At 57.1% G+C, this 22,997-nt stretch carries 19 protein-coding genes; 7 read left to right on the forward strand and 12 right to left on the reverse strand.

What is annotated here, in order from left to right; translation table 11 throughout:
- Genes ABXG94_RS16650 through ABXG94_RS16665 form a run of 4 tightly spaced genes read left to right on the forward strand, consistent with a single transcriptional unit; the run spans position 1 to position 3,831 of the window.
- Entirely contained in the window at positions 1-1,008 is a 1,008-nt protein-coding gene (locus ABXG94_RS16650) for a glycosyltransferase family 2 protein (RefSeq protein WP_353536115.1), read from the forward strand.
- A complete protein-coding gene (locus ABXG94_RS16655; RefSeq protein ID WP_353536116.1) occupies positions 1,005-1,892 on the forward strand; it encodes a glycosyltransferase family 2 protein in 888 nt (295 codons plus the stop codon). The genes ABXG94_RS16650 and ABXG94_RS16655 overlap by 4 nt, the downstream gene beginning before the upstream one ends.
- A gap of 48 nt (positions 1,893-1,940) precedes the next feature.
- Positions 1,941-2,969, forward strand: a complete 1,029-nt coding sequence (locus tag ABXG94_RS16660) for an acyltransferase family protein (RefSeq protein WP_353536117.1) — start codon at positions 1,941-1,943, stop codon at positions 2,967-2,969.
- Between the two features lie 22 nt (positions 2,970-2,991).
- The gene (locus tag ABXG94_RS16665) at positions 2,992-3,831 is read left to right on the forward strand and encodes a sulfotransferase family protein (protein WP_353536118.1); all 840 of its coding nucleotides are present in this window, start codon (positions 2,992-2,994) and stop codon (positions 3,829-3,831) included.
- Between the two features lie 18 nt (positions 3,832-3,849).
- Here the strand turns inward: ABXG94_RS16665 and ABXG94_RS16670 are convergent, their stop codons facing one another.
- The 8 genes from ABXG94_RS16670 to ABXG94_RS16705 all read right to left on the reverse strand — a co-directional run bounded on the left by ABXG94_RS16670 (position 3,850) and on the right by ABXG94_RS16705 (position 16,007).
- Complete coding sequence (locus ABXG94_RS16670) at positions 3,850-5,055, reverse strand: polysaccharide biosynthesis/export family protein (RefSeq protein WP_353536119.1); 1,206 nt, start codon at positions 5,053-5,055, stop codon at positions 3,850-3,852.
- Positions 5,056-5,124: 69 nt separating this feature from the next.
- Complete coding sequence (locus tag ABXG94_RS16675; RefSeq protein WP_353536120.1) at positions 5,125-6,528, reverse strand: O-antigen ligase family protein; 1,404 nt, start codon at positions 6,526-6,528, stop codon at positions 5,125-5,127.
- Positions 6,529-6,548: 20 nt separating this feature from the next.
- Positions 6,549-7,373: a sulfotransferase family 2 domain-containing protein gene (locus ABXG94_RS16680; RefSeq protein ID WP_353536121.1), complete on the reverse strand. Its 825-nt coding sequence runs from the start codon at positions 7,371-7,373 to the stop codon at positions 6,549-6,551.
- A gap of 77 nt (positions 7,374-7,450) precedes the next feature.
- Positions 7,451-9,412, reverse strand: a complete 1,962-nt coding sequence (locus tag ABXG94_RS16685) for an acyltransferase family protein (RefSeq protein WP_353536122.1) — start codon at positions 9,410-9,412, stop codon at positions 7,451-7,453.
- A gap of 271 nt (positions 9,413-9,683) precedes the next feature.
- Positions 9,684-10,211: a calcium-binding protein gene (locus ABXG94_RS16690; RefSeq protein ID WP_353536123.1), complete on the reverse strand. Its 528-nt coding sequence runs from the start codon at positions 10,209-10,211 to the stop codon at positions 9,684-9,686.
- 936 nt (positions 10,212-11,147) lie between these two features.
- Complete coding sequence (locus ABXG94_RS16695) at positions 11,148-11,816, reverse strand: sugar transferase (protein ID WP_353536124.1); 669 nt, start codon at positions 11,814-11,816, stop codon at positions 11,148-11,150.
- Positions 11,817-12,338: 522 nt separating this feature from the next.
- Positions 12,339-13,073, reverse strand: coding sequence for a metallophosphoesterase family protein (locus tag ABXG94_RS16700; RefSeq protein ID WP_353536125.1), 735 nt, complete (start codon positions 13,071-13,073; stop codon positions 12,339-12,341).
- Positions 13,074-13,154: 81 nt separating this feature from the next.
- A complete protein-coding gene (locus ABXG94_RS16705) occupies positions 13,155-16,007 on the reverse strand; it encodes a family 16 glycosylhydrolase (RefSeq protein ID WP_353536126.1) in 2,853 nt (950 codons plus the stop codon).
- 366 nt (positions 16,008-16,373) lie between these two features.
- Between ABXG94_RS16705 and ABXG94_RS16710 the strand changes: the two genes are divergently transcribed.
- Positions 16,374-16,634: a spike base protein, RCAP_Rcc01079 family gene (locus ABXG94_RS16710; protein ID WP_353536127.1), complete on the forward strand. Its 261-nt coding sequence runs from the start codon at positions 16,374-16,376 to the stop codon at positions 16,632-16,634.
- Positions 16,634-17,950: an SGNH/GDSL hydrolase family protein gene (locus ABXG94_RS16715; protein ID WP_353536128.1), complete on the forward strand. Its 1,317-nt coding sequence runs from the start codon at positions 16,634-16,636 to the stop codon at positions 17,948-17,950. Before ABXG94_RS16710 ends, ABXG94_RS16715 begins: the two co-directional genes overlap by 1 nt.
- A gap of 51 nt (positions 17,951-18,001) precedes the next feature.
- Here the strand turns inward: ABXG94_RS16715 and ABXG94_RS16720 are convergent, their stop codons facing one another.
- The 4 genes from ABXG94_RS16720 to ABXG94_RS16735 are packed head-to-tail and all read right to left on the reverse strand — an operon-like array spanning position 18,002 to position 21,643.
- The gene (locus ABXG94_RS16720) at positions 18,002-19,012 is read right to left on the reverse strand and encodes an SDR family NAD(P)-dependent oxidoreductase (protein WP_353536129.1); all 1,011 of its coding nucleotides are present in this window, start codon (positions 19,010-19,012) and stop codon (positions 18,002-18,004) included.
- 17 nt (positions 19,013-19,029) lie between these two features.
- The gene (gene kdsA, locus ABXG94_RS16725; protein ID WP_353536130.1) at positions 19,030-19,857 is read right to left on the reverse strand and encodes a 3-deoxy-8-phosphooctulonate synthase; all 828 of its coding nucleotides are present in this window, start codon (positions 19,855-19,857) and stop codon (positions 19,030-19,032) included.
- Positions 19,857-20,648 (reverse strand): 3-deoxy-manno-octulosonate cytidylyltransferase, encoded by a 792-nt coding sequence (locus tag ABXG94_RS16730; protein WP_353536131.1) that lies wholly within the window; start codon positions 20,646-20,648, stop codon positions 19,857-19,859. Before ABXG94_RS16730 ends, kdsA begins: the two co-directional genes overlap by 1 nt.
- A complete protein-coding gene (locus ABXG94_RS16735) occupies positions 20,645-21,643 on the reverse strand; it encodes a KpsF/GutQ family sugar-phosphate isomerase (protein ID WP_353536132.1) in 999 nt (332 codons plus the stop codon). Before ABXG94_RS16735 ends, ABXG94_RS16730 begins: the two co-directional genes overlap by 4 nt.
- Before the next feature lie 213 nt (positions 21,644-21,856).
- On the opposite strand from ABXG94_RS16735, the gene ABXG94_RS16740 reads away from it, so the two are divergent.
- The gene (locus ABXG94_RS16740) at positions 21,857-22,963 is read left to right on the forward strand and encodes a polysaccharide biosynthesis/export family protein (protein ID WP_353536133.1); all 1,107 of its coding nucleotides are present in this window, start codon (positions 21,857-21,859) and stop codon (positions 22,961-22,963) included.
- The last annotated feature ends 34 nt before the right edge of the window (positions 22,964-22,997 follow it).

Raw genomic sequence — 22,997 nt, forward strand, 5'->3', positions numbered from 1 at the left:
ATGGTCTATCACTGCACCCATGCGGCCCCTGAAACCATTTTGGTTGCGATCCCCACATTAAACGAAGCGACCCATATTGCCGACACGCTAGAGGCGCTTTTGCGCGATGCGCCACAGATGGCAGAGGTGAAAATTGTGGTGGCGGATGGTGGCAGCACGGATGCCACCTGTGACATTGTGCGCGACTATGGCGCGCGGCACCCCAATATTCACCTGATCGACAATCCCGATAAATTACAGGCTGCGGCGGTCAACAAAGTGGTCACGGATTGCGCCGAGCCGCAGCACCGCATTCTGGTGCGGGTGGATGCGCATTCCCACTATAAGCCGGGCTATGTGCTGCGGGTGGCTGACAGCTTGCTGAAACAGGATGTGGCGGCGCTGGCCACGGTGATGGATTCCGTGGGCGACAGTTGTTTTCAGCGTGGCTCTGCCTGGTCGCTGGAGACAAAACTTGGCTCTGGTGGATCAGGCCATCGCGGTGGAACAGTCTCTGGTTATGTGGAACATGGCCATCACGCGGGCTTTGATTTGGACATCTGGCGCAAGACCGGCGGCTATAACACGGGTTTTGTCGCCAATGAGGACGCCGAGCTGGATCACCGGATTGGCTTGGCCGGCGGCAAGATCTGGCTGGATGCCACGATCCGGCTGGATTACGTGATGCGCCCCAGCCTGGGCAAGCTGGCCAAGCAATATTGGCGCTATGGCAAGGGCCGCGCCCAGACCATTCAAACCCATGGCATGAGGCCAAAGCTGCGCCAGATGGTGCCGCCGGTGATTTTATTGGTGAATATGGTCTCGCTGATTTTGGCTCTGTTCTGGCCCAAATTGCTGATTTTGCCGCTGCTTTATCTGGGACTGCTGGCGGCGATGTCGCTGCAGTTGCTCTTGAAACATCGCAGCCTATGCGCGCTTTGGGCCGGGCCTGCGCTATTGGCGATGCATCAGGCCTGGGGGGCAGGGTTCTTGATCCAGCGTTATCTGACAAAGGGGCCGACATCATGAAGATTGATATTTGCATCTGTACCTTTCGCCGTCCCTTTGTGGTGGAAACCCTGAAATCCATCGAGGCGGCGGATGTGCCCCAGGGGGCCGAGCTGCGTATCATCGTGATCGACAATGACGATACAGCCACCGCCCAAGAGCGCGTGGAAAGCACGGCCGCGACCATGACACGCCCCGTGACCTATAGACATGCGCCCGGAGCCAATATCTCGATTGCCCGCAATGCGGGGCTGGATGCGGCGGATGGCGATTGGATCGCCTTTCTGGATGACGATGAGGTGGTTGAGCCCACTTGGCTGGTGGCGCTGGTGGACCGTCAGCAAGAGACAAATGCCGATGCGGTCTTTGGCCATAGCCGGGCTAACTATGGACCCGACGCGCCGGATTGGATGATCAAAGGCGACTTTCATTCGCAATTTGCCGCGCCGCGCGGCGATGTGGTGGAAACCGGCCATACCTGTAATGCGCTGCTGCGCTGGGGGGATGCCCCCTGGCGGGACGAACGTTTTGCGCTGGAACGGGGTCGATCTGGCGGCGAAGACACCGAATTCTTTTTCCGCCTGCGCCAGATGGGCGCCAGCTATGCCATCGCAGATGCCTCTATTGTCAGCGAAGATGTGCCGCCTGCGCGCCTGAGCCTCGGCTGGCTGCTGCGCCGCCGGTTCCGCATTGGTCAAAGCTATGCGGCCTCGGCCCATGGTCTGCCGGCACGGGCCAAGCTGTTGGTTCTGGCATCGCTGAAATCTGCCTATAGTTTCCTGCGCGCCGGCCTGGCCTTTGGGGCGCAAGACCGCCGCGCCTTTTGGCTGATGCGCGGCACCATGCACGCCGGCGTCTGTGCGGGCTGTTTGAATGTGCGACAACGGGCGCTTTATGGCAGTTAATCCAAAGCGACGGGTAGGTAAGGTAAGCGGTATGACAAGGACAGAGCAATGTTAAACGGATTACAATGCGGCCGTGCCGTTGCCGCGCTGATGGTGGCGGTGTTTCATGCCAATGTTTTTTTGCTGCCCAAGAACTTTTACAATGGCGAAGGTGCCGGCGTCGGCTTTAACTTTGGCTATGCCGGGGTTGAGTTTTTCTTTGTCCTCTCTGGTTTCATCATGGCCTTGGTGCATCGGCGCGACTTTGGTCAACCGGCGCAAGCCACGCGGTTTTTGCGCAAACGCATCTTGCGGATTTACCCCATCTATTGGGTTGTGTTGACCGCGCTTTTGGCGATTTACTTTGCCGCGCCCGGCCGGGGCCCCGAACATGCCCGCGAAGGCTTTGCCATTCTGACATCCTATCTGCTGTTTCCCACCATCGATGGGCCGATCATGCAGATCGCCTGGACCCTGCAGCACGAGATGTTGTTTTACGCGGTGTTTACCCTGCTGATCGTGCATATTCGTTGGGGCATGGTCGCCTTTGGCGGCTGGATGCTGGCCTGTGTGATCTCGCTGCCGTTCTGGCCAGAGATGGCCTATCCGTTTGAATTTGTCCTAAAGGCGCACAACCTGCTGTTCCTGTTCGGCATCCTTGCCGCATTGGTCTATAAACACCTGTCCCAAAACATGGCGCGGCTGAGTTTCTGGGCCGGAACCCTGCTGTTTTTGGGGATTGGGCTTACCGAAACCATGGGGGGCATGGCCTTGTCTGAAAATATTCGCCCGCTTGGCTATGGGCTTGGCGCGGCGCTGGCGGTGATCGGATTGGCCCAGGGCAATCTGCCCGCGCCAAACTGGCTGACCTTTTTGGGCAATGCCTCTTATGCGATCTATCTCGTGCATTTGCCGGTGATGAACATCGCCGCAGTGCCCCTGCGCAAACTAGAGGTGCATACGATGATCCCGCCGCTGGCCATGCTGGCGCTGATAACTGTGATTGTAACCATCGCCGGGTCTTTGGCCCATATCTATCTGGAAAAGCCGTTGATTGCGTTTTTTGCCAAACGCGCCGCCAAGAAATCTGCCGCCTGACCCAATTGTAAGAAGACACCCTATGTCCCAAGATCAAAGACTGCCGCATTTTATCATCATCGGCGCGATGAAGTCAGGCACCACCAGCCTGTATCGCTATCTCGCCGAACACCCCGAGGTGGATATGTCGCGCGACAAGGAAACCGATTTCTTTGTCGCCGAAAAAACCTGGGGCAATGGGCTGTCGTGGTATTCAGATCAATGGGGAACGAGGCCGTTGATCCGGGGGGAGGCCAGCCCAAATTACACCAAGTCGCGTGACTTTGCCGGCGTGCCAGCACGCATTGCTGAGACCTGCCCGGATGTGCGGCTGATCTATATTGTGCGTGATCCGGTCAAACGGGCGGTGTCGCAGTTCAAACACAGCTTTATCATTGGCGATATCGACCCTGATATGGCGGATTTTACCGAAAGCCATGAATATGCGCATATTCTGGATGCGAGCCTTTATGCCCGCCAGCTAGAGGCGTATTTGGCGCATTTCCCCAAGGAAGCGCTTTTGGTGCTGGATTTTGACGACATGGTGCAAGACCCCCAAGCGGTGATGGATCAGATCACCACCCATATCGGGGCCTCTGCCCGCCAGATCCAAGACAAAGGTGCCCAGAACGACAGTGCGGAATTATCCCGGGTGCCAGCGCCTATTTTACGCTTTGCGCAATCGCCGCTGGGACGGCGCATCACCGCGCTGATCAGCCGCGAGATGCGCGATAAAATCCGCGGACTGCTGGCCTTTGGCAAAAGCCGCAAACCCCCGGTTTTCCCCGCGGATCTGCTGGCCAAGATACAGGCGGATCTGACAGAGGACACCACCCGGTTTCGTGAGATAACCGGCAGGTCTTTTTCAAACTGGTCTGTGTGAACCCTGGCGGCAGAGCCTTTAGTTCGCGCTGGTTTGCACGTCGGTTCCCACCACCACAATATCGCCGGGCAACAACACGGTGTTGCTGGTGACGGTTTCATTGGCAAAGCGGGCGGCGCGCGGGCCCAGGATCGAGAATTGCAGGCCAATGCCGCCATCATCCAGCGCCAGACCATTCACATCCCCATAAAGCAGCGCCAATTCACTCAGCGAAATACGGTAGTTCTGCTGCAGGGTATTTAACAGATTGCGCGCATCGCGCAGGGCTTCGAGACGGGTTTGATGCTGATCTGACTCGTATCTTTGACGGTTGCGTTCCGCCAAGGAAATCGCGCGGCGCACGTTGATCTTGGCGGTTTCGATCGCCAAGAGATCTTCGCGTTCATCCGCCAGACGCTGCACCAGGCCCGAGGTGCGGGTATTGGTGGCCAGACCCTGAGATTGCAGGCTGCGGGCCGCATCCAGATCTTCGGATATGCGGGCAATGGTGCTTTCTTTCAGGCCAAGCCGCTCATCCAGAATGCCAATTTGCAATTGGCCTTCGGCAATTTCCTTATCCCAGGATTTGATCAATATCGCAGCGGTCAGCCGGGCTCGGTCCAGAACTTTGGCCTCGGCTATCAGGCGGTTTTCCAGACCTGGCAATTCCGAGCGCGGCACAGCCGCCTGCAGATCTTCGGGCAGAACCACCGGGGCCTCTGGCCCGGCCAAAGCCGCCTCAAGGCGGGAAATCCGCGCAGCGGTATCGGCAATATCTGTGGCCAGGGTGGTCGACCGGCGCCGCGCCGCCAAAGAGGACAATTCCGAATTGCCGCCGGTGGGCGCATCCAATGTTGCCGCGCCGCCAGACAGGGCCAAAGCCACGCCCACAGTCATGCCCGGGGCAAAGTCAAAACGGCCCCCGCGTTCAATAAAGCCCGAAACGATGATGGGGGCATATTCCGAGATTTCCACCGACACAAAGGGAATGCCGCTAAAGCCACCTTTGACCATGGCATCGGTGACATCGGCTTCGACCTCGTCAAAGGTCTTGCCATCCGCGACAATACTGCCGATTTCTGACAGGCGAATATTGCCATCCAGATCGATGGTCGCGGTCTTTGGGGTCTGCAAAAAGTTGTAATTCAGGGTGATTTGATCCCCAACGACCAACCGGTATGGATCCGCAGCAAGCGGGGTGGCGCAGATCAGGCTCAGGCCAAGAAGGGTGGATGTCAGTCGCATAGGGTGTTGCTCTCCCAGGGGCTATTTAAAGGCGTAAAATACACAGCCGTTTGGCTGATAATAAATCTGTCATGCCCTGTCTTTCATAGCCTTATGTTTGTTTTCAGATGAATTTGTGGCGATATGTGGCGCAGAACGGGCGCGCACCGAGGAAAAAGGATGGGCCAGAAAGTCCTCTGCGGCGCGCGGTTTATCCCCTTGAGGATGCAGGCTGCGCCAATCTTGCTGGGCGCTGACCGCATACATCACCATGACCACAATCATGAACTCATGGCCCCGATACAGCGATGGCCCCAGCAGCGAGGTCAGAATGCTGGCAAACAGAAACACCAGCCCACAGGCGGCCGGCACAGAGCCATTGTGCATAAACAGCCGCAGCAGACGTTTGCCCGCGGTGTAGATCAGCCAAAACATCGCCAGCACGCCAGCCCAGCCGGCCGAGACAAAAATCTCGAGCACAAAATTATGAAAGGACACGCTGGTGACCGCCCCGGCGTGTTGGGTCAAAAGCCGTTCGTGGGCAAAATCGGGGGCCGACCAAAAGGCCGTATAGCCCACCCCAAGCACCGGGTGTTCAGCGGCCACATCCTGGGCCACATCCCACAGCACCGTGCGCCCGGTCAGGGTGGCATCTTTGCCCACCCCATCCAGCACAATCTGAATCGGATCTAGCCCGGCCACGGTCAGCAATATCGGTCCTAGGGCGATGGCCATGACGGTCAAAAAGATCAGGGTTGTGGACACGCTCGAGGGAATGCGCCGCACGCAAAGCACCGCCAAAAGCCCGGCCATGGGGGGCACCAGCAAAACCGAGGTCATGGATTGTGATAAAATCAACGCCGCAAAGGTCAGCGCCAGGCTGACAAGCGCGGCCAGTTTTAACTTGATGCTGGCCTCGGATCTATACATCAACAGCATGGCCAAAGCGGCGACCACGCAGAACAAGGCGCGTTGCCCCAGCATGTTCTTTTGCGAAAACACCCCCATCAGACCGCCCGCCCGACTGTAAACCCGCCAGGGAAACAGCCCTGTGGCCCAATGCAGCAGCGACAGGATCACGGCGAGGGTCAGCACAAGAAAGATGGCGCGGGTGATGGCGCTGATCGAATAGCGCCAGCCAAGATAGGTGGCGATGACAAAGGTCATCATCAACTGCACCCCCGACGAGATGCTGCTGGCCGGGGACAGCGACCAGACAACCGAAGCCAGGCAGACCACCGGATAGGCCAGCACCGCTTTGTTATCCAGCATCAGGGCAAAGAAATACGGCCACAGCATAATCACCCGCAGCAGGGTGGTGGCATAACACAACAGCCAGACCAGCGATTGGCCAAAGCCCAGATGCACCAGCATGTCAGAGCTGGCAATCACCACCAGAAACAGCAAACCCACATCAACCACAGCCCAAAACTGCCCTTCGCGGCTGCGATCTGCCGGGGCCGCAGAGGAGGGAAAGAGGGCTGTTGAGGTCATAGGGGTGGCGCTAGCCCTTCTTAGGCAAGGGTTTTGGCAAAATCATAAAGCGCGATGTCAGGCGCGCAAAGCTCGGTCAGACGCTGCATTTGTGCCTCGGTGTAATCCGGTTTGCGATCCGGGGCCGAATTCAGCTGCGCCATGCGCAGCTTCACGCCAAACAGATCACGGTAGCTTTGCATGAAATCTTCGATCTGCTCAAGAAATCCCACCAAAGCAAAGGTCGACAGGCGTGTTTTGGCCAGTTCAATTGCCGCGGGCAGCTCGGCCTCGGGGATGTCATTGCGTCCGGTCAGATAGCGCAGATAGACCCGCGCGTGGCGGCGGGCCACATCACTTTCCAGATAGCTATCCAGATCGCCTTGGGTCACGCCGCTGCGTTGGGTCATGCGGTAATTGGACACCATACGCGCCACCGGATCCCGCATCAGGGTGACATATTTATAGGTGTCGCCAAAATGTGCATGGGCTTTTTCAGACCAGAACACATGGCCGTGGATCAAGGCTGTGTCCCAGGCCATATGCTGCAAAAACAGCCCTTCGCGCAGATCAAAGGTCAGCTGGCCCGTGTCCAGATCCTCGTGGCATAGAAAGGCGTCATCCTTGTCAAATTCCATCATCGCCGCCGCGCGGCGGGTCGAGACCGCATCAATCACCCCAATGCGTTCATTAAACGGCACTGTGGCATACATCGCCTCTGACAAAGACGTGCCGCCACATTTGGGCATGTGAAAATAGACGCTGCGATGTTTGGGGGCACCGCCGGGAAGGCTGCGGCGGGCGCGCCCTCCGACAATGGAAAGACGCCGTGTCAGACGTTCTTTGAATGGGGCTTTGCGCGCCATAGCTGCTCTCCTGTTTCACCCGTTTCACGGGCGCTATCTGGTCCTGTTGTCAACACTGCGGCGCAAACCGCAAAAGATCATGGCGCGGATGTGAGCCATCCGGCCTTGGCAGCCCGCTGCCCAAAGAGTTTGGCACCCGCAAGCGTCCAATGGGTGTCGTCATACATCGCCTTCAGACGATCCGGGGTCACAATGGTGCAAGCCTTTGGGCTGTCATCACAGATCAGGCTGCGGCGTGACAGAAAGCCTGCCCCTGCGGCTTCGGCAATCTCTTGAATATCCGCATTGCGCGCCCGGGCCACCGGGTCTTCGAACTTGGGGGCCAAAGTGTTTAACTTGCTAAGGGCCGCCGCATCGCCGCTTTGGCGCAGATACCAATCAAACAAAGGCTGGGCGCCGCCCACATCAAATTCGGCGGTGCTGCCCGCCACAATCAGGGTCTTTCCCTGCCCTTTGAGGGCGCTCAGCATGGTGGCCAAAGCCGTGCGATATTCACGGTAATATCTGGGGGCAATCAAGATGGTATCGCTGGCGGCAAAATTGGGCGCAGCGCGCAGCAGTTCCAGATCTGCCTGCAGAGATTTGCGGTGCAGGTTAAAGCGGGCAAATTCGGTATTGGGGAACTGATCGCTGTTCAGGCTCAGCGCATTAAACAGATCTTTGGAATGGGAATCGCCAATAATCAGCACCTTGCGGGTGTTTTCACCGGTGAACCAAAGCGCGGTTTTTTCGGTTTCCGAGGCGCGCAAAGCGTTCCACGAGCCGATGTCTTCGTCCGGCGAAAGCGCATCAAGCGGGCCCCAGCTGGCCTGGGCCAGAACCGTATTGTCGATTTCGTTTTCCCCGTAAAGCGCCGCAAGGTTTTTCAGCTTGCCGGTGGGGGCAATTGTGCCGCTGATGATCAGGGCACACAGCAGGCACAGCGGCACCAGCGTCATGGTGACAATGCCCGCAAAAGGCTTGACGGACAGGCGAAAGCGAAAGGGTTTCTCGATCAGATAATAGCCGGTGATCGACAGGGCAAAGGTCAGCGCCACCCAGCTCGCCATATCCACAAAACCCGGCGTGCCAATCTCGCGCAGGCGGCCAAAGGCAAAGATCGGGAAGTGCCACAGATACAGCGAATATGACAGCTTGCCCACATAGACCACCGGCTTGGCCGACAGGGCCCGCGTGACCGGTTCGCCCGGGGCCATGAACCAGATCAAGCCGCTGGTGGCCAAAATAACCGGGATCGTGACAAAGCCCGGATGTTGAATGGACACCAGATCCAGCATGACAATGCAGCCCAACAGCACCGCCAAAGACAGGCTGGGAATGATTTTATCCAGCAGCCCACCGCGCAGGGCATTGGGCGCAGACCGGGACAAAAACGCCAGCACAGAGCCGGCCAGCATTTCCCAGGCCCGGCTGGTGGGGGCATAGAATGACAGAGCGGAATGTTCCTGGGTCAGCCATTGCGCCGCCAACAGGCTCAGCACCAGACAGCCCATCAGAATGAACAACGCGATGCGCTGGCTCCAGCACCGCAACATCACAATCAAAAGCGGCGGAAAGACCAGATAGAACTGTTCTTCGATCGCCAGACTCCAGGTGTGCAAAAACGGCTGCAGCAATCCAGATTGCGCGCCATATTCGCTAAGTTCAAAGAACCAGAATGCGTTGCTGACAAAGAACAGCGCGCTGAGGATCGAATAGGCAAAGCGCTCAAGTTCGCTGGGCAAGAGCATAAACCAGGCCACCGGCAGGCTGCAGACCATCACCAACAGCAGGGGGGGCAAGATGCGTTTGGCGCGTCGCCAGTAAAATTGCAGAATGCTGATCTGGCCGGTCTTGCTGAATTCATCCACCAGAATTTGGGTGATCAGAAAGCCAGACAAAACAAAGAACAGATCCACCCCCAAAAACCCACCGGCCAGCAGAACCCCACCGCCCAGCTGAAGTTTCAAATGATAGATCATCACCGAGATCACAGCGACGGCACGCATGCCATCAATCTCTGGGCGGTAGCTCTTGGGTTTTCCGTTCAAATGCGTCATTGAAATTTCTACATTGCCCAGGGGGAAAGGTTTGAGGTTGCCGCGTCAGCCCGACACCGCCGGTCCTTTGTGACAAGCCGTCAGTCTTCGGCCCCGTGTTTAGTTTTAATGCTCTGGAAAACCAAGTGATTATCGCGGATGCGCGGGGACAGGCCGGGAATGGCCCCATATCCTGCACAATGGGCGGCAATTTCCTAAAATGTAGACAAAAAAAATCACCCCCGGAAAACTCCGGAGGTGATCTCGCCAATAAATTGGCAAATGTCTTAGCTTAGACGAACAGGTCGATCGCTTCTGCTTCGGTCAGACCTTCAAACAAGATGGACCCACCGGTATCCAGCTGGATCAAAGCACCTTTGGATGTTGTGGAAGAACCAGACATGCCAATGCCATCTTCGAGACGCAGCTCGTCGATACCAACTTCGAAGTCTTTGATCTTGCTGTTGCCTGTGGAGTTGTCGCCAAAGACAAATGTGTCTTCGTCTGCGCCGCCAAACAACATGTCGTTGCCTGTGCCGCCGGACAGTGTGTCGTTGCCGTTACCACCTGCAAGACGGTCATTGCCTTCGCCGCCGATCAGACGATCTTCACCGTCACCACCGGACAGTGTGTCGTCGCCGTCGCCGCCAGCCAGGTTGTCATTGCCTGTGCCGCCTTTGATTTTGTCATTGCCGGTGCCGCCACGAACATAGTCGTCGCCGCCAGCTGCGATCACAACATCGTCGCCACCAAGGCCACGGACATCGCTGTCATTGTTGTCACCCTGAATTAGGTTTGCGCCATTACTAATTACAGTCATTTAATTACCCTCCGTTACATTATGAATTTGATAGTATATGAGACCGGTTCTCTCAACCAGATATTTAACACATTTTCGCCATATTTTCAGAGCAAAATTTTTTGAGAAACCTCCATCAAATCAAACCGCTGCTGTCTCTCTGGCTCAAGTCGCAGGGGTTTTGATGACTGCATTTGCAGGGTCATAAAATAACCTTCTCGCCTTTAACGGGATATTCGTGAAACATTTCATGCAGAGCGCTGCCCCCGGCTAAAATTCTCTATGCAATGCAAACCCATAGCCAATTGCCACCGGCCCTTTCCACAGATCTGGCAGGGGGCGTTTGACCCAAATGCGATCCCACGCAGAGGCCCCGACAGGTAAATCTACACTCAAAATGAGATAAACCTGCCAATTTATTGATGTTTTTCTAGGGGGTTAACACTTTTTGCACGGATCCATTCTCTGGCCTGTCGGATTTTACGCGCACATTCCTGGGTGATCTTGTGCCCCCGGGGCAGATCACCGGGCAGAATCCGGGGGGCAAGCATTTTGGAATTGAAAACCAACCAGTCTGCAATCTTGCCATAAGACCTTGTCAGGGATATCAATCACAGGTTGAGTCATCCAGCGACCTTCCTGCAAGGCCAGGACAAAGACCAAGGAAAAGGGGCGCGCGGTTTCGTCACAATCCCGCCGCATTGTTGCCGCAGATAAAACAGAGTGTTTCGCGTCTGACAGGGCGGTTTTACCGGTGATTTCCACCGCTCTGGCCCGGCTCTGCCAGATATCGATTCCCCGGGACCGAATCGGTGCTGACCACATGTGCTACAGCCGCGCCTGACACCAAAGCCAGAACCGCAAACAGCAAAAAATCCGCCTCGAGATCGGGGCGGATTTTCAGGAAATATTTAGTGGGTATCTGGTTGAATTCAGCGCGGATTTTCGCGCTTTCCCCTAGCGGCCGGTGCGGTTCAACACGGCCCCTGCGGTGCGCAGAATGATGCTCATATCACCGGCCACAGACTGGGTGGTGACATATTCCATATCCATCTGCACACGCTCGTCATAGTCGACATCATTGCGACCAGAGACCTGCCACAGACCGGTGATGCCGGGCTTGGAAGACAGGTAGCACCATTCATAACCTTGGTATTTGCACATCTCTTTGCGGGTCACAGGACGCGGGCCAACAAAGCTCATTTCGCCCAGCAAAACGTTCCAGATTTGCGGCAGCTCATCCAGGCTGGTTTCGCGCAGGATACGCCCCAGACGGGTGATGCGCGGATCATTGGTCAGTTTGAAATCCCGGTTCCATTCTGCGGCGGCTTCCGGATTGGACGCCAGATAGTCTTCCAGCACCGCTTCGGCATTATGCACCATGGTGCGGATCTTCCAGCAGCGGAATTCCTTATTGTCTTTGCCCACGCGCACATGGCCAAAAAAGCCCGGGCCGCCATCGCGGCGCGTCAGCACATATAAGACCGCAATCACCGGCAGGATCGCTGGCAGGATCACAACAGCCAACACAAGATCCATCACGCGTTTCACGCGGGCTTTTCTTACCTGCACACGTTTTTTCGCGCGGTCGTTATAGGCTTTCACATGTGCTTCTGAAAAGTCCATTCTCTATCCCTTCACGACAGTCAAACACGGGCTCTTAACCCAGTCACAAACCAAATTCATACAAACTAACTCGATGTCGTTGCCATCTCGCTCTATGGCAAGAATGTGGCACTCATATTAAAGTGCAAGTCTTTCAGAGAAAAGGGCTCAGGTGGATTAGCCCTAAAGCGTGTTTTTTGTGCAGCTGCAGCAGAAATGCTGCAAATGCAAAAGATGTGCGTTACAAACGATGGTGGCTCAATTTGAGACAAAAACCCCTTGTTTATTGGTATTTATGGGCCTTCAGCGTGGTGAAAACCCGGCGGACATCTTTTTTGGGGCCGATCTGGAAAACCAGCCAACACCCTTTGAATACAGAGTGGAAACACATTGTACAAGCTTGGGAAACAAAACAATAAGGCGGAAATTGGGCATATAGTTGCCGATATTTAGACGGCCACGGCACAGCCCTCATCAAGCACAGTTTAATTCGAATCGTTCACACCTGCTCTTTGCAGCTGCAGCACCCTCGGGCACGGCGCCCTATGGGGTTTGTACAAACCGCAGGTCATCGCCGGCAAAAACCGCCGCCGTCAAACGGCCGGTGGCATAGGCCCCGGTGTCGATGGCAATGCGCTGCTGTTGCACCAGAGGCTGGGTTACAATGGTGTGGCCATGGATCAGCCAGGCCCCATCGCGGCGCGGCTGTCGCACAAACTCTGGATGTTCCCAGATCAAGCTGGATTCATCTTGGGTTTCAATGTCCTGGCGCGGGTCCGCCCCGGCATGGGTGACATAAAGCATGCCGTTGCGCGCAAACAGCGGCAGGGCGCGCATCCAATGGATGCTGTCTTCGCCCATGATGTCGATCAGCTGGTCGCGGGCGCGCAACCGATCATCCTGCTGCACCGCCACCCCATAGCTGGCCAAAGTATCAGCCCCGCCATAGCGCAGCCAGCGCGCGCCATTGCGATTGGGCTGGTCCAGAAAACTCAGACACATGCGTTCGTGATTGCCCATCAGACAGGTTGCGCCGGGCAGATCCTGCAACAGGCGCAGCACCGCCGCGCTGTCAGGGCCGCGATCAATATAATCCCCGACAAAGACCAGGGGCAGGCCAGGGGCCTCGGTCTCAAGCTGCCGCAACAGACCTTCCAGCAAATCCGCCCGCCCGTGCAGGTCGCCAATCACCACAAAATCATGCGCCAGATGCAAAGGCGCAGTCTCTGCCTCTGACGCGGCCCCCGACAGCGCCCCTTGTAACTTTTTGAAAAACACCACTGTGCCCCGGCCCCAATTCTTTGCTTTCCAAAAGATATAGCGCAGCTGTGCCCCGGGGGAAATCGGGGGAGATCTGGCTTAGATCAGAAAGATATCATCCAGGCTGACGCCGGTGCCATAAAACAGGGCGGTCTCTCCGGTCGGCAAAAAGGCGATGCTGATCTTATTGTCCACAATCGACACCGCATAATCAGCCAGATCCCCGCTTACATCCACCTCGATGCGTTCGCCGGCCTGATAGTCCTGAATGAGATCCCGATCGATTTCTTCAAACACAAACTGAAATACATCTTCGCCACTGCCGCCGCGATAGCGGTCACGCCCTGCGCCCCCATCCAGCGTATCCGCGCCTGCGCCGCCAACCAGCAGGTCATTGCCCAGCTCGCCCAGCAGTAAGTCGTCGTCATTATTGCCGATCAGCTTGTCGTTGCCATCGCCGCCATACAACGTGTCATTGCCATTGCCGCCGATCATCACGTCTTTGCCTGCGCCGCCAGCCAGCAAGTCATCGCCATGGCTGGCCACAATGCGATCATCGCCCGCGCCACCTTTCAGGGTGTCCGCAGCGCCGCGGCCCACCAGCGTGTCATTGCCCGCGCCGCCATCCAGAATATCGCCATCATTGCTGGCGCGCAGACTGTCATTGCCCAGCCCGCCAAACAGCGCATCAATGCCCGCACCGCCCATCAGCGTGTCGTTACCAGCTTCGCCATAAAGCGAGTCACCGCCTTCGCTGCCGCTGTCACTTAGGTAATCATCGCCATTCCAGCCAAAAACATAGTCAACACCCGCGCCGCCATCCAGGCTGTCATTGCCATCCATGCCCGCCAAAGTATCAGAGCCGCCCGCCCCCAGAATGGTGTCATCAAAGACGGTGCCCGAACTGAGGTTATTCTGATCATCGCCGTGCAGGTACAGACCACCGGTCAAATCCCAGACCGTGCCATCGGCAAACATCAGGCGTTCCATATAGCTGCCCACGTCCTGGCCACCGATGCCCGGGGCCACTTTGATTGAGAAGAATTCGGTGCCGCTCGCGTCCACCAGCACAATGTGCCAGCGCGCCCAATCGATATAGCTGCGGATTTCATGCGCATTCACATCAATCAGGTGGATGGTATCAATGCCCTCATCCGGGCGCTCGATGATCAAATCATGGGACGCGGTGATCGCGCCATCGCCGCGGCGCAACACATAGGTGTCATCCCCCAGACCGCCCACCAGCGTGTCATTGCCCGCGCCGCCATCCAACACATCATTGCCCGCCGCGCCAATCAGGTAATCATCGCCCGCGCCCCCCAGCAAAGTGTCATCGCCGCCTTGGCCGTTCATCGTGGTGGAGTGCGCGTTGCCTGTCAGGTGGTTGGCAGCGCCATCCCCCACAAGCGTGGCGCTGTCTTCCGCCCCCAGCACCAGATCGGCGGTGCCCAGGTCGCTGACCCGCCAGATTGTATCGCCATAGAGCTGCAAACGGCCAAACTGGCTGGTGTGCAACAGCCCGTTTTCAAAATCACCATAGGCGCTCATGTCGCTGGCTCGGGGCAGGGCGGCCAGCCCCGGGATGTCATAAACCCGCACATAATCAATATCAAAAGACGCGCCATTTGGCGTGCTGCCATCCGCCCCGCCATCCCAGCCGCCAATCGCCAGGTTCAACCGCAGCGCCATGTCCTGATGCATATTGTCAGGGGTGGCGACCTCAAACATCACCCGGCCATCCAGAGTAAAACTGATGGTTTCAGGTGTCCACATCATACCATAGGTGTGAAAATCTGTGCTCAGATCCGGCACCAGCCAGGACAGAGCTGCCGTCACCTTATCGCCCCAGACCGGCGCATGTACCGCCGCGCGATAGACATCGCTCATGCTGCCCAAGGCCTCGAGAATATCGATCTCGGGCGGCCATGAAAAATCAGCAGGCGCCAACCAAAAGGCCGGCCACAGCCCTTGGCCTTCGGGGATTTTGGCGCGAATTTCATAATAGCCATAGGTCTGATCAAAGGTCCCATGGGTTTCCAGCAGGCCCGAGATCCAGTCTTCGGGGATTTCATCCTGCAAATGATCTGGGGTGCGCTGTGCGGTGATCGACAGCACGCCATTATTGACGCTGAACGGATTGACCCCGTAGGGCGTGCCATCAGCTGCAGTCGCATTTTGATCGATATAGCTATGAAAGCGACTGCCGCCCCGCGCCAGGCTGGCCGCAACCGGATGCCCGTTGCTGGGCGCAGTGTTCCAATCGCCATCGGTCAATGAACGATAGCTGTCAAAATTATCTTCAAACGTCAGAGTGGCCCCAGCCAGAAAATCCGGGCTGGCAAAATTCAGCAGAAAATCTGCAGCATCCAGATCATCCAACGCCACGCCCTCAAGCGTGATCGACTGGTCGTCTGACAGGGTGATCACAACCCCTGTGCCCGTGTCCGTCGACAGGGCCAGAATATCAGCAAAGCTGGTGAGGCCTGCGCCCCAGATGGTCAGCACATCCTCGCCGGCCACAAAATCCGTGATGATGTCATGGCCATCGCCGACTTCGATATAAAAGCTGTCTTTGCCAGCCCCGCCGGTCAGCGTGTCATTGCCCCCGCCGCCATCAATGGCCTGGGTGCCACCGCGCGCAGTGATCTTATTGTCCAGATCATTGCCCTTGATGGTGTGCCAGTTGGAGACCCCTTTGAACAACAGATCCTCGACATTGTCGGGCATTTCCACCGACCGCCAGGCCCAGATGGTGTCATGGCCGCCGTCTTCTTCCTCGATGATGGTGGCATCGGGTTTGAACAACCGATACTGATCATTGCCATCGCCGCCCACCAGGGTCGCGCCATTGGCCTTGCTGAAAATATAATCATTGCCGCCCTGCGCCTCGACCGTGTCATCCGATTGAGTGGCACGCAGGGTATCTCGGGCGGCGGTTCCGGTGATCAGCATGGCAATATCTAAGGCCTTAATAAGGGTAATAAGGCATATTAAACCACGTCAGAGCCAGCGATAGAAGGGGCTGTGAGAAAGTATTTTATTGACACTCATGCATGAATTTTTCGTTTAAAGACAGTATTTTAATAAATCAATCTCGATGCCCCAACCGCGGAGCCACCCCAGGTTCACCCGCAGAGGCCACTCTTGTCATACGCGCAGCACCCTAGCCTCAGGCGTGGCCGCAAGCGTGATCTCAGGCGTTGCGCCAAACTCAGAGCAGAGCGGGCGCAGCGGTCACAAAATATTAGCGCTCTGCGCGGATCTCTTTCTGTGTTTCCGATGCCCTCGGCATCCCATTTCACACGCAAGGAGATCCGCATGCCTGACCCCTTTGGCACCCATAGTCCCGGTCTTGAAAGCCCGGCCTCTGATATCTTTTCCATTCTGCCAAACGACGGGGTCGACCTGACAACGGCCACCCGCGCCATCAATGTGGCGCAATCGGGCATGGTGCGGATCCAAACCGTTGGCGGCAGCACCGCCACGCTTTATGTGGCCGCAGGCATTGCCTTTCCGGTGCGGGCCCGCCGCGTTCTGGCCACGGGCACCGATGCCACTGGCATCGTGGGGCTGTTTTAATGCAGATCACCGTGGGATTGGGGCTGGGCAGCACCGCGCTGACCGGGCCGGGGGCCGCCCCCAACATGGGCCTGGTCAAACCACAGAACCTTTATACAGCAGCCCAGGCGGATTTTTCTGAAACCGCCCATATCAATCTGCGCGGCAATTGGACGGTGGCCCAGGGGGATCTGCAACAGATCACCGGCAATGGCAGCATGAATGATGTGCGCATGGATCTGGATACGCCCATTGTGGCGGGCCATCCCCATATTGCGCTTTGGCAGGCCGTGCCGGGCACCACTGGCACCTATCGCAGTCAATATGGCGGCGATGGCTCTTTATCTGGTGTCACCCTGTCGGGCGATGATCTGCGCCCCAAGTTTCACTGGACCCCAGCAGGCGATATCACCGGCAATTACACCCGCTATGGCTGGAACCCCACCCATGATGCTCTGGATCTGCAGATCACCGATGTGGCGCTTTATGATCTGGCCACGGTAGACCCCAATACGGTGGCTTGTGATGTGGTGCTGTGTTTGGGCGACAGCAATATGGGCAACGCTGTGTCTGATCTGGTGACTGACGCCAATCTGACCACGGCCTTTGATCCGCGTGTCTGGTATATGCCCAGCCTGCGCATGTCACCCTATGCGTTTAACAACACTTATAGTCTGCGCCATGTGCCCCAGCCCTGTATCGAACCGGTGCAGGCCAGCAGCGGGGCCGCACGCATGTCACCCCTGCAAGCCTTTGGCGCGCAATTTGCCCCCTATGCCACAGAGCGCGGCCGGCCTGTGCTGCTGTTGTCCCTTGGGGATGCGGGCGCGGGATTAAATGGCAGCGAAGACTGGCGCAAATCCTCAGGCGTGGCGGTGACCGGTGGGCGCATGTATGGCGAAATGCTGGCCATGGTGGCGGCGCTGCAGGCGCTTGGCCCGGCCCATCAGATCGTTGGGGCCATTGTGTCGATTGGGGCCAATGACACCACCGGGGCTGATTATAACACGGTCTGGGTGCCGCAAGCGACGCAATTTGTGGCAGATCTGCGGGCTGAACCGAGCCTAAACAACGCCAACTTGCCAATCGTTTGGCTGACACCAGGCAGTCACTATGAGCCGATTTCCGGCGAAGACCGGGGCGCACGCATGATTGCTGCGATTGAAACTTTGGACCAAGACAGCGGGTCCGCCCAGGCCATCACCGGGCTCAAATCTGTCCGGCCGCCCAATGGCAATCAACTGACCCCAGGTGACGCCAGCGATCCGCATTTCAACGCCACAGGCATGCAGGCCAATGGGACTGTGATGGCAGATATGTTGCGGGGAATGCTATAAGTAACATAAGATAGATTACGCGCAACACTATCTGCAGCCTGAAACCGGTGCTCAGATCTTAAAATAGTCTCTATACCAGCCCACAAAGGCTGCGACGCCTTCGGGAACCTCGGTGCTGGGCGCATAGCCTGTGAGGCTGTTCAACAAAGAGGTATCCGCCCAGGTGGCTGGCACATCGCCGGGCTGCATCGCCATCATATTACATTGGGCTTTGCGCCCCAGCGCTGTTTCCAAGGCACGGATGAAATCCATCAACTGCGTGGGTTTAGAGTTGCCGATATTCACCACCCGGTGCGGAGCCACAGGCGACAGGCTGTCATACCCCCCCACACTGTCAGTGCCCGGAGGCACATCCATCAGCTGACGCATGCCCTCGACGATATCATCCACATAGGTGAAATCACGCTGCATATCGCCGCCATTATACACGTCAATCGCCTCGCCGTTCAAAATCGCCTTGGTGAATTTAAACAGCGCCATATCGGGCCGTCCCCATGGGCCATAGACCGTGAAAAACCGCAGCATGGTGATCGGCAGATCATAGAGATGCGCATAGGAATGGCTCATCGCCTCATTGGCCATTTTGGTGGCCGCATAAAACGACATCTGCGCGCTTGTCTTATCGGTCTCGCGATAGGGCATCTGGGTATTGGCCCCATAGGCTGACGAGGTCGAGGCCATCAGCATATGTTTGGGCGGATGGGCGCGGGCGGCCTCGATCAGCTCAAACACCCCCATCAGATTGGCCTCGGCATAGGCGCGCGGGTTGTCGATCGAATAGCGCACCCCGGCCTGGGCGGCGAGATGGATCACCGCCTCAAAGCCATGGGTCGCAAACAGATCCAGCAACAGGCCCGGTGTTTCCACCTTGCCGGTGATGGCGGTGAAATCCGCATGTGGGGTCAGTTGATCCAAACGTGCCTGTTTCAGCGCCGGGTCATAATAGTCATTCAGACTGTCGACCCCCACCACCAAATAGCCATCCGCCAGCAGACGCTGACACATATGAAAACCAATAAACCCGGCCGCGCCGGTCACCAAGACGGAAGGTTTTTCAGCCACGTTAGGCTCCTTTTGACTTACAGCTCCTTGCGCAGCGCATCAAAGGCGCGCAGCTCGCTGATCAGATCTGCCATTTGATCCACCGGGATCATATTGGGGCCGTCGCTTGGGGCCTGATCCGGGTCTTGGTGGGTTTCAATAAACAGCGCAGACACGCCCACAGCACAGGCCGCCCGCGCCAAAACCGGGGCAAATTCACGTTGCCCGCCCGAGGTTGTCCCCTGACCACCCGGCTGTTGCACCGAATGGGTCACGTCAAACACCACCGGATAGCCGGTGGCGGCCATGGTCGGCAGCCCGCGAAAATCGCTGACCAACGTGTTATAGCCAAAGGATGTGCCGCGATCACACAGCATGATGTTTTCATTGCCGGTGCTGGCGATTTTTTCCGCCACATTGCCCATGTCCCAAGGGGCCAGAAACTGCCCCTTTTTGACATTGATCGCAGCACCAGTTTGACCCGCGGCCAGCAGTAAATCGGTCTGGCGGCACAAAAACGCCGGGATCTGGATGACATCACAGACCTCGGCGGCGGGCGCGCACTGATCGGCCGTATGCACATCGGTCAGGATCGGGCAGCCAAACTCAGCTTTGATCTGGCCCAAGATCTTAAGACCCTCATCCATGCCCAAACCCCGTTGGGTGGTGATCGAGCTGCGGTTGGCCTTGTCGTAGCTGGCTTTGAAAATGAACTCTGTGCCAGAGACCGCGCAGGCCTCGGCGATCTTTTCGGCCATCATGCGCGCATGATCCAGACTTTCCAGCTGGCACGGTCCGGTGATCAGCGCAAAGGGATTGGGGCCGCCAATTGCGATGTCACCGATGGTTACGATTTTCTCTTGCATCACAGATCCTTCAATACGCTTTCAATCCGGGGCACGTCCTCGGGGTTATTAAGCTCCCAGAACACCCGGCCTTTGCCCTGCACAATCACGCAGCGCAGCTTGGTGTCATTGACCAGAAACCGCAGCTGTTCGAGCCCCTCAAGGGTCTCAAGCGCACTCACTGGCCAGCTGGTATAGGCGGCCAAAGCCTCGGGGCGATAGGCATAGACACCGACGTGATGATAGACCGGAATATCTGTTTCGGGCACTTTATCAGGGTCTATAAAGGGCAAAACCTCTTTGGAAAAATACAGCGCATGGCCCTTGGCGTTAAACACCGCTGTGGTGCCGCCGACGCGGCCAGCTTTGCGGTCTTCGGTAAAATGGCCATAGGTCAGCGGGTCACATTGCAACACAGGCGTCGCCACCTGCGCCTCGGGGTCAGCTTTCATGGCGGCGATCAGATCTTCGACAAACCAAGCCGGTGTCAGCGGCGCATCGCCCTGCAGGTTCACAATCAGATCGGCCTGAATGTCAGCCCTGGCCAAAGCATCCGCACAGCGCGCAGTGCCGTTTTCACAGGCCTCTGAGGTCATGATGACATCGGCGCCAAAATCCTCGGCCGCCGCTTTGATGCGCGCATCATCGGTGGCGACATAAACCCCATCGACACCTTTGACGCCCATCGCGGCTTCCCAGCTCATGCGGATCAGGCTTTTGCGGCTGCCATCGGGCAGGGTCAGTTCTGCCAGAGGTTTGCCGGGATAGCGCGTCGAGGCATAACGCGCGGGAATGATAATAACTGTTTTCATGCGATACCTGCGCGCAAAAGATCATGGATATGCAGAATGCCAACGGGGCGGCCTGCGTCATCGGTCACCGCAAGGGCCCCGATTTTACGGTCATTCAGAATGGCCAACGCCTGCGCACCCAACAGCTCTGGCTGCACGGTTACAGGCTCTGTATTGGCGATTTCACCGGCGGTCTTGCCCATCAACACATCCATGTTGCGGCGCAAATCCCCATCCGAAATCACGCCTTTCAGCCGCCCGTCTTCCAGCACCAGCGCCACGCCAAAGCCTTTGGAGGTCATGGTCAGCAACACATCCGACATCGGCGCATCTGCGGCGACAATCGGCAGACGATCCGCCCCATGCATGACGTCTTGCACGCGGGTCAGCTGGCTGCCCAGCTTACCGCCCGGATGAAACACATGAAATTCATCAGCGCTAAAGCCGCGTTGTTCCATCACCGCCACCGACAGCGCATCCCCCAAAGCCAATGTCAAAGTGGTCGAGGTGGTTGGGGCTTTGCCAATCGTGCAAACCTCGGGAATTTTCGGCAGAGCCAGGCGGTAATCCGCGGCCTGCATCAAGGTGCTGTCAGGATTGGATGAAATCGCAATCAGCGGAATGTTAAAGCGCCGGGTATAAAGCGTGATGTCGCGCAGCTCGGCGGTTTCGCCAGAATTTGAGATCAGAATACACAGGTCATGGCGCGTGACCATGCCCAGATCCCCATGGCTGGCCTCGGCCCCATGCACAAAATAGCTGGGCGTGCCGGTGCTGGCAAAAGTGGCGGCAATCTTACGGCCAATATGACCGGATTTTCCGACACCCGACACCACAACGCGGCCCTTGATTTCAAGGATCCGCTGCACCGCTTGGACAAAATCTCCAGGCAAATTCTGCGCCATCTGCTGCAGCGCGGCGGCTTCTTTTTCCAGCACAGATTGTGCGACCCGGGTCACCGCTTGCGCATTCAGGTGTGCCGAATTTCCCGGCCCTGCTTCACTCAACACAGACATCACTGACCTCTTTCATCGCTTCTCAGAGTTCTGCCTCGTGGTAGCAGTCACCAGAAATGACCACAACAAACAATCCAAGCCTTCCCCCATTGCCGCGCAATGGACCTGAAACCCACACCCCGGCAGATGATCTTTTGAAACAGAGTTTTTAGCCTGTCCATGACGCGCCCGCCTCGCTAGAAGGAAGCAAATAACTTTCTTCGGCGGATCCTTGTGACGTTCTTTTTCAAAATCTTTGCACTTTGCATATCCCTTGCAACATTGACCGGATGTGCCATCCCACGCGGGGCGGCATTGTCAGATGAAATCCTGAAAGAACAAGATGCCGCCGACCCGGCCTATCAGGTTGTCACGGTGTCGCAGGACAATATCCAGCGTCTGATGGCCTGGCCAGAAACCGGCAACAGCTTTCGGTGGATCAACAAAAGAAATGGGCCTGCCAGCCCGCTGATCCGCACCGGAGACCGCATCACCGTCTCTATCTGGGACAATCAAAGCAACTCATTGTTGACCGCGCCCTCATCCAAGCAAGCCACCCTGCCCGATCTGGAAGTCTCCCCCACCGGCAAGATCTTCATCCCCTATCTTGGAGATGTCGAAATCCGCAATATGACACCAGATCAGGCCCGGCAAAAAATCCAATTTGCCCTAGAGGCCATTGTGCCCTCCGCACAGGTGCAAATGAACCTTGTCGCCGGGCAACAGAACTCGGTTGATCTGATCAGCGGTGTCGCCCGCCCCGGCACCTATCCACTGCCCAATCGCAATTACGCCCTGCTCAGCCTGATCGCGCAAAGCGGCGGCATTCAATCCACATTGCGCAATCCGGTTGTCCGGTTGATCCGCCAAGGCAAACGCTATGAAATTCCGGTTGACCAACTGAAGTCAGACCCGAAATTTGACATCACTTTGCGCGGAAACGACAAGGTTTTGATCGAGCAAGACACCCGCTATTTCACCGCGCTGGGGGCCACTGGCCGAGAAGAGCTGGTCCATTTCCCGCGGGCTAACGTCACCGCACTCGAAGCCATGTCGATGATTGGCGGCCTGTCAGATCAACGGGCAAACCTGAATGCTGTTCTGCTGCTGAGAGACTATTCTAAGGCCGATATCAAGCCCAACGGCCCGCAAAAGCAGCAGGTGGTGTTTGTGTTTGATCTCACCTCGGCAGACGGGCTCTTTGCCGCCCGCAAGTTCCACATCCAACCGCAAGACACGCTCTTGGCGACCGAAACCGTGATCACATCAGCCCGCACCGTGCTGGGCGTGATTGGGGCGGCGATCGGGGTAAGCAATGCCGCCAGCAATCTGGTGAACTAGCGCCGCCCACGCCCAGACATCCCGCCAGATGGCC

The sequence above is a fragment of the Cognatishimia sp. WU-CL00825 genome (genome assembly GCF_040364665.1).
Classification (GTDB): domain Bacteria; phylum Pseudomonadota; class Alphaproteobacteria; order Rhodobacterales; family Rhodobacteraceae; genus Cognatishimia.

Excerpts from the sequence above, each read along its gene's own strand:
- ABXG94_RS16650 (WP_353536115.1), top strand. The coding sequence starts at position 1 with ATGGTCTATCACTGCACCCATGCGGCCCCTGAAACCATTTTGGTTGCG.
- ABXG94_RS16655 (WP_353536116.1), top strand. The coding sequence starts at position 1,005 with ATGAAGATTGATATTTGCATCTGTACCTTTCGCCGTCCCTTTGTGGTG.
- ABXG94_RS16660 (WP_353536117.1), top strand. The coding sequence starts at position 1,941 with ATGTTAAACGGATTACAATGCGGCCGTGCCGTTGCCGCGCTGATGGTG.
- ABXG94_RS16665 (WP_353536118.1), top strand. The coding sequence starts at position 2,992 with ATGTCCCAAGATCAAAGACTGCCGCATTTTATCATCATCGGCGCGATG.
- ABXG94_RS16670 (WP_353536119.1), bottom strand. The coding sequence starts at position 5,055 with ATGCGACTGACATCCACCCTTCTTGGCCTGAGCCTGATCTGCGCCACC.
- ABXG94_RS16675 (WP_353536120.1), bottom strand. The coding sequence starts at position 6,528 with ATGACCTCAACAGCCCTCTTTCCCTCCTCTGCGGCCCCGGCAGATCGC.
- ABXG94_RS16680 (WP_353536121.1), bottom strand. The coding sequence starts at position 7,373 with ATGGCGCGCAAAGCCCCATTCAAAGAACGTCTGACACGGCGTCTTTCC.
- ABXG94_RS16685 (WP_353536122.1), bottom strand. The coding sequence starts at position 9,412 with ATGACGCATTTGAACGGAAAACCCAAGAGCTACCGCCCAGAGATTGAT.
- ABXG94_RS16690 (WP_353536123.1), bottom strand. The coding sequence starts at position 10,211 with ATGACTGTAATTAGTAATGGCGCAAACCTAATTCAGGGTGACAACAAT.
- ABXG94_RS16695 (WP_353536124.1), bottom strand. The coding sequence starts at position 11,816 with ATGGACTTTTCAGAAGCACATGTGAAAGCCTATAACGACCGCGCGAAA.
- ABXG94_RS16705 (WP_353536126.1), bottom strand. The coding sequence starts at position 16,007 with ATGCTGATCACCGGAACCGCCGCCCGAGATACCCTGCGTGCCACTCAA.
- ABXG94_RS16710 (WP_353536127.1), top strand. The coding sequence starts at position 16,374 with ATGCCTGACCCCTTTGGCACCCATAGTCCCGGTCTTGAAAGCCCGGCC.
- ABXG94_RS16715 (WP_353536128.1), top strand. The coding sequence starts at position 16,634 with ATGCAGATCACCGTGGGATTGGGGCTGGGCAGCACCGCGCTGACCGGG.
- kdsA (WP_353536130.1), bottom strand. The coding sequence starts at position 19,857 with ATGCAAGAGAAAATCGTAACCATCGGTGACATCGCAATTGGCGGCCCC.
- ABXG94_RS16730 (WP_353536131.1), bottom strand. The coding sequence starts at position 20,648 with ATGAAAACAGTTATTATCATTCCCGCGCGTTATGCCTCGACGCGCTAT.
- ABXG94_RS16735 (WP_353536132.1), bottom strand. The coding sequence starts at position 21,643 with ATGTCTGTGTTGAGTGAAGCAGGGCCGGGAAATTCGGCACACCTGAAT.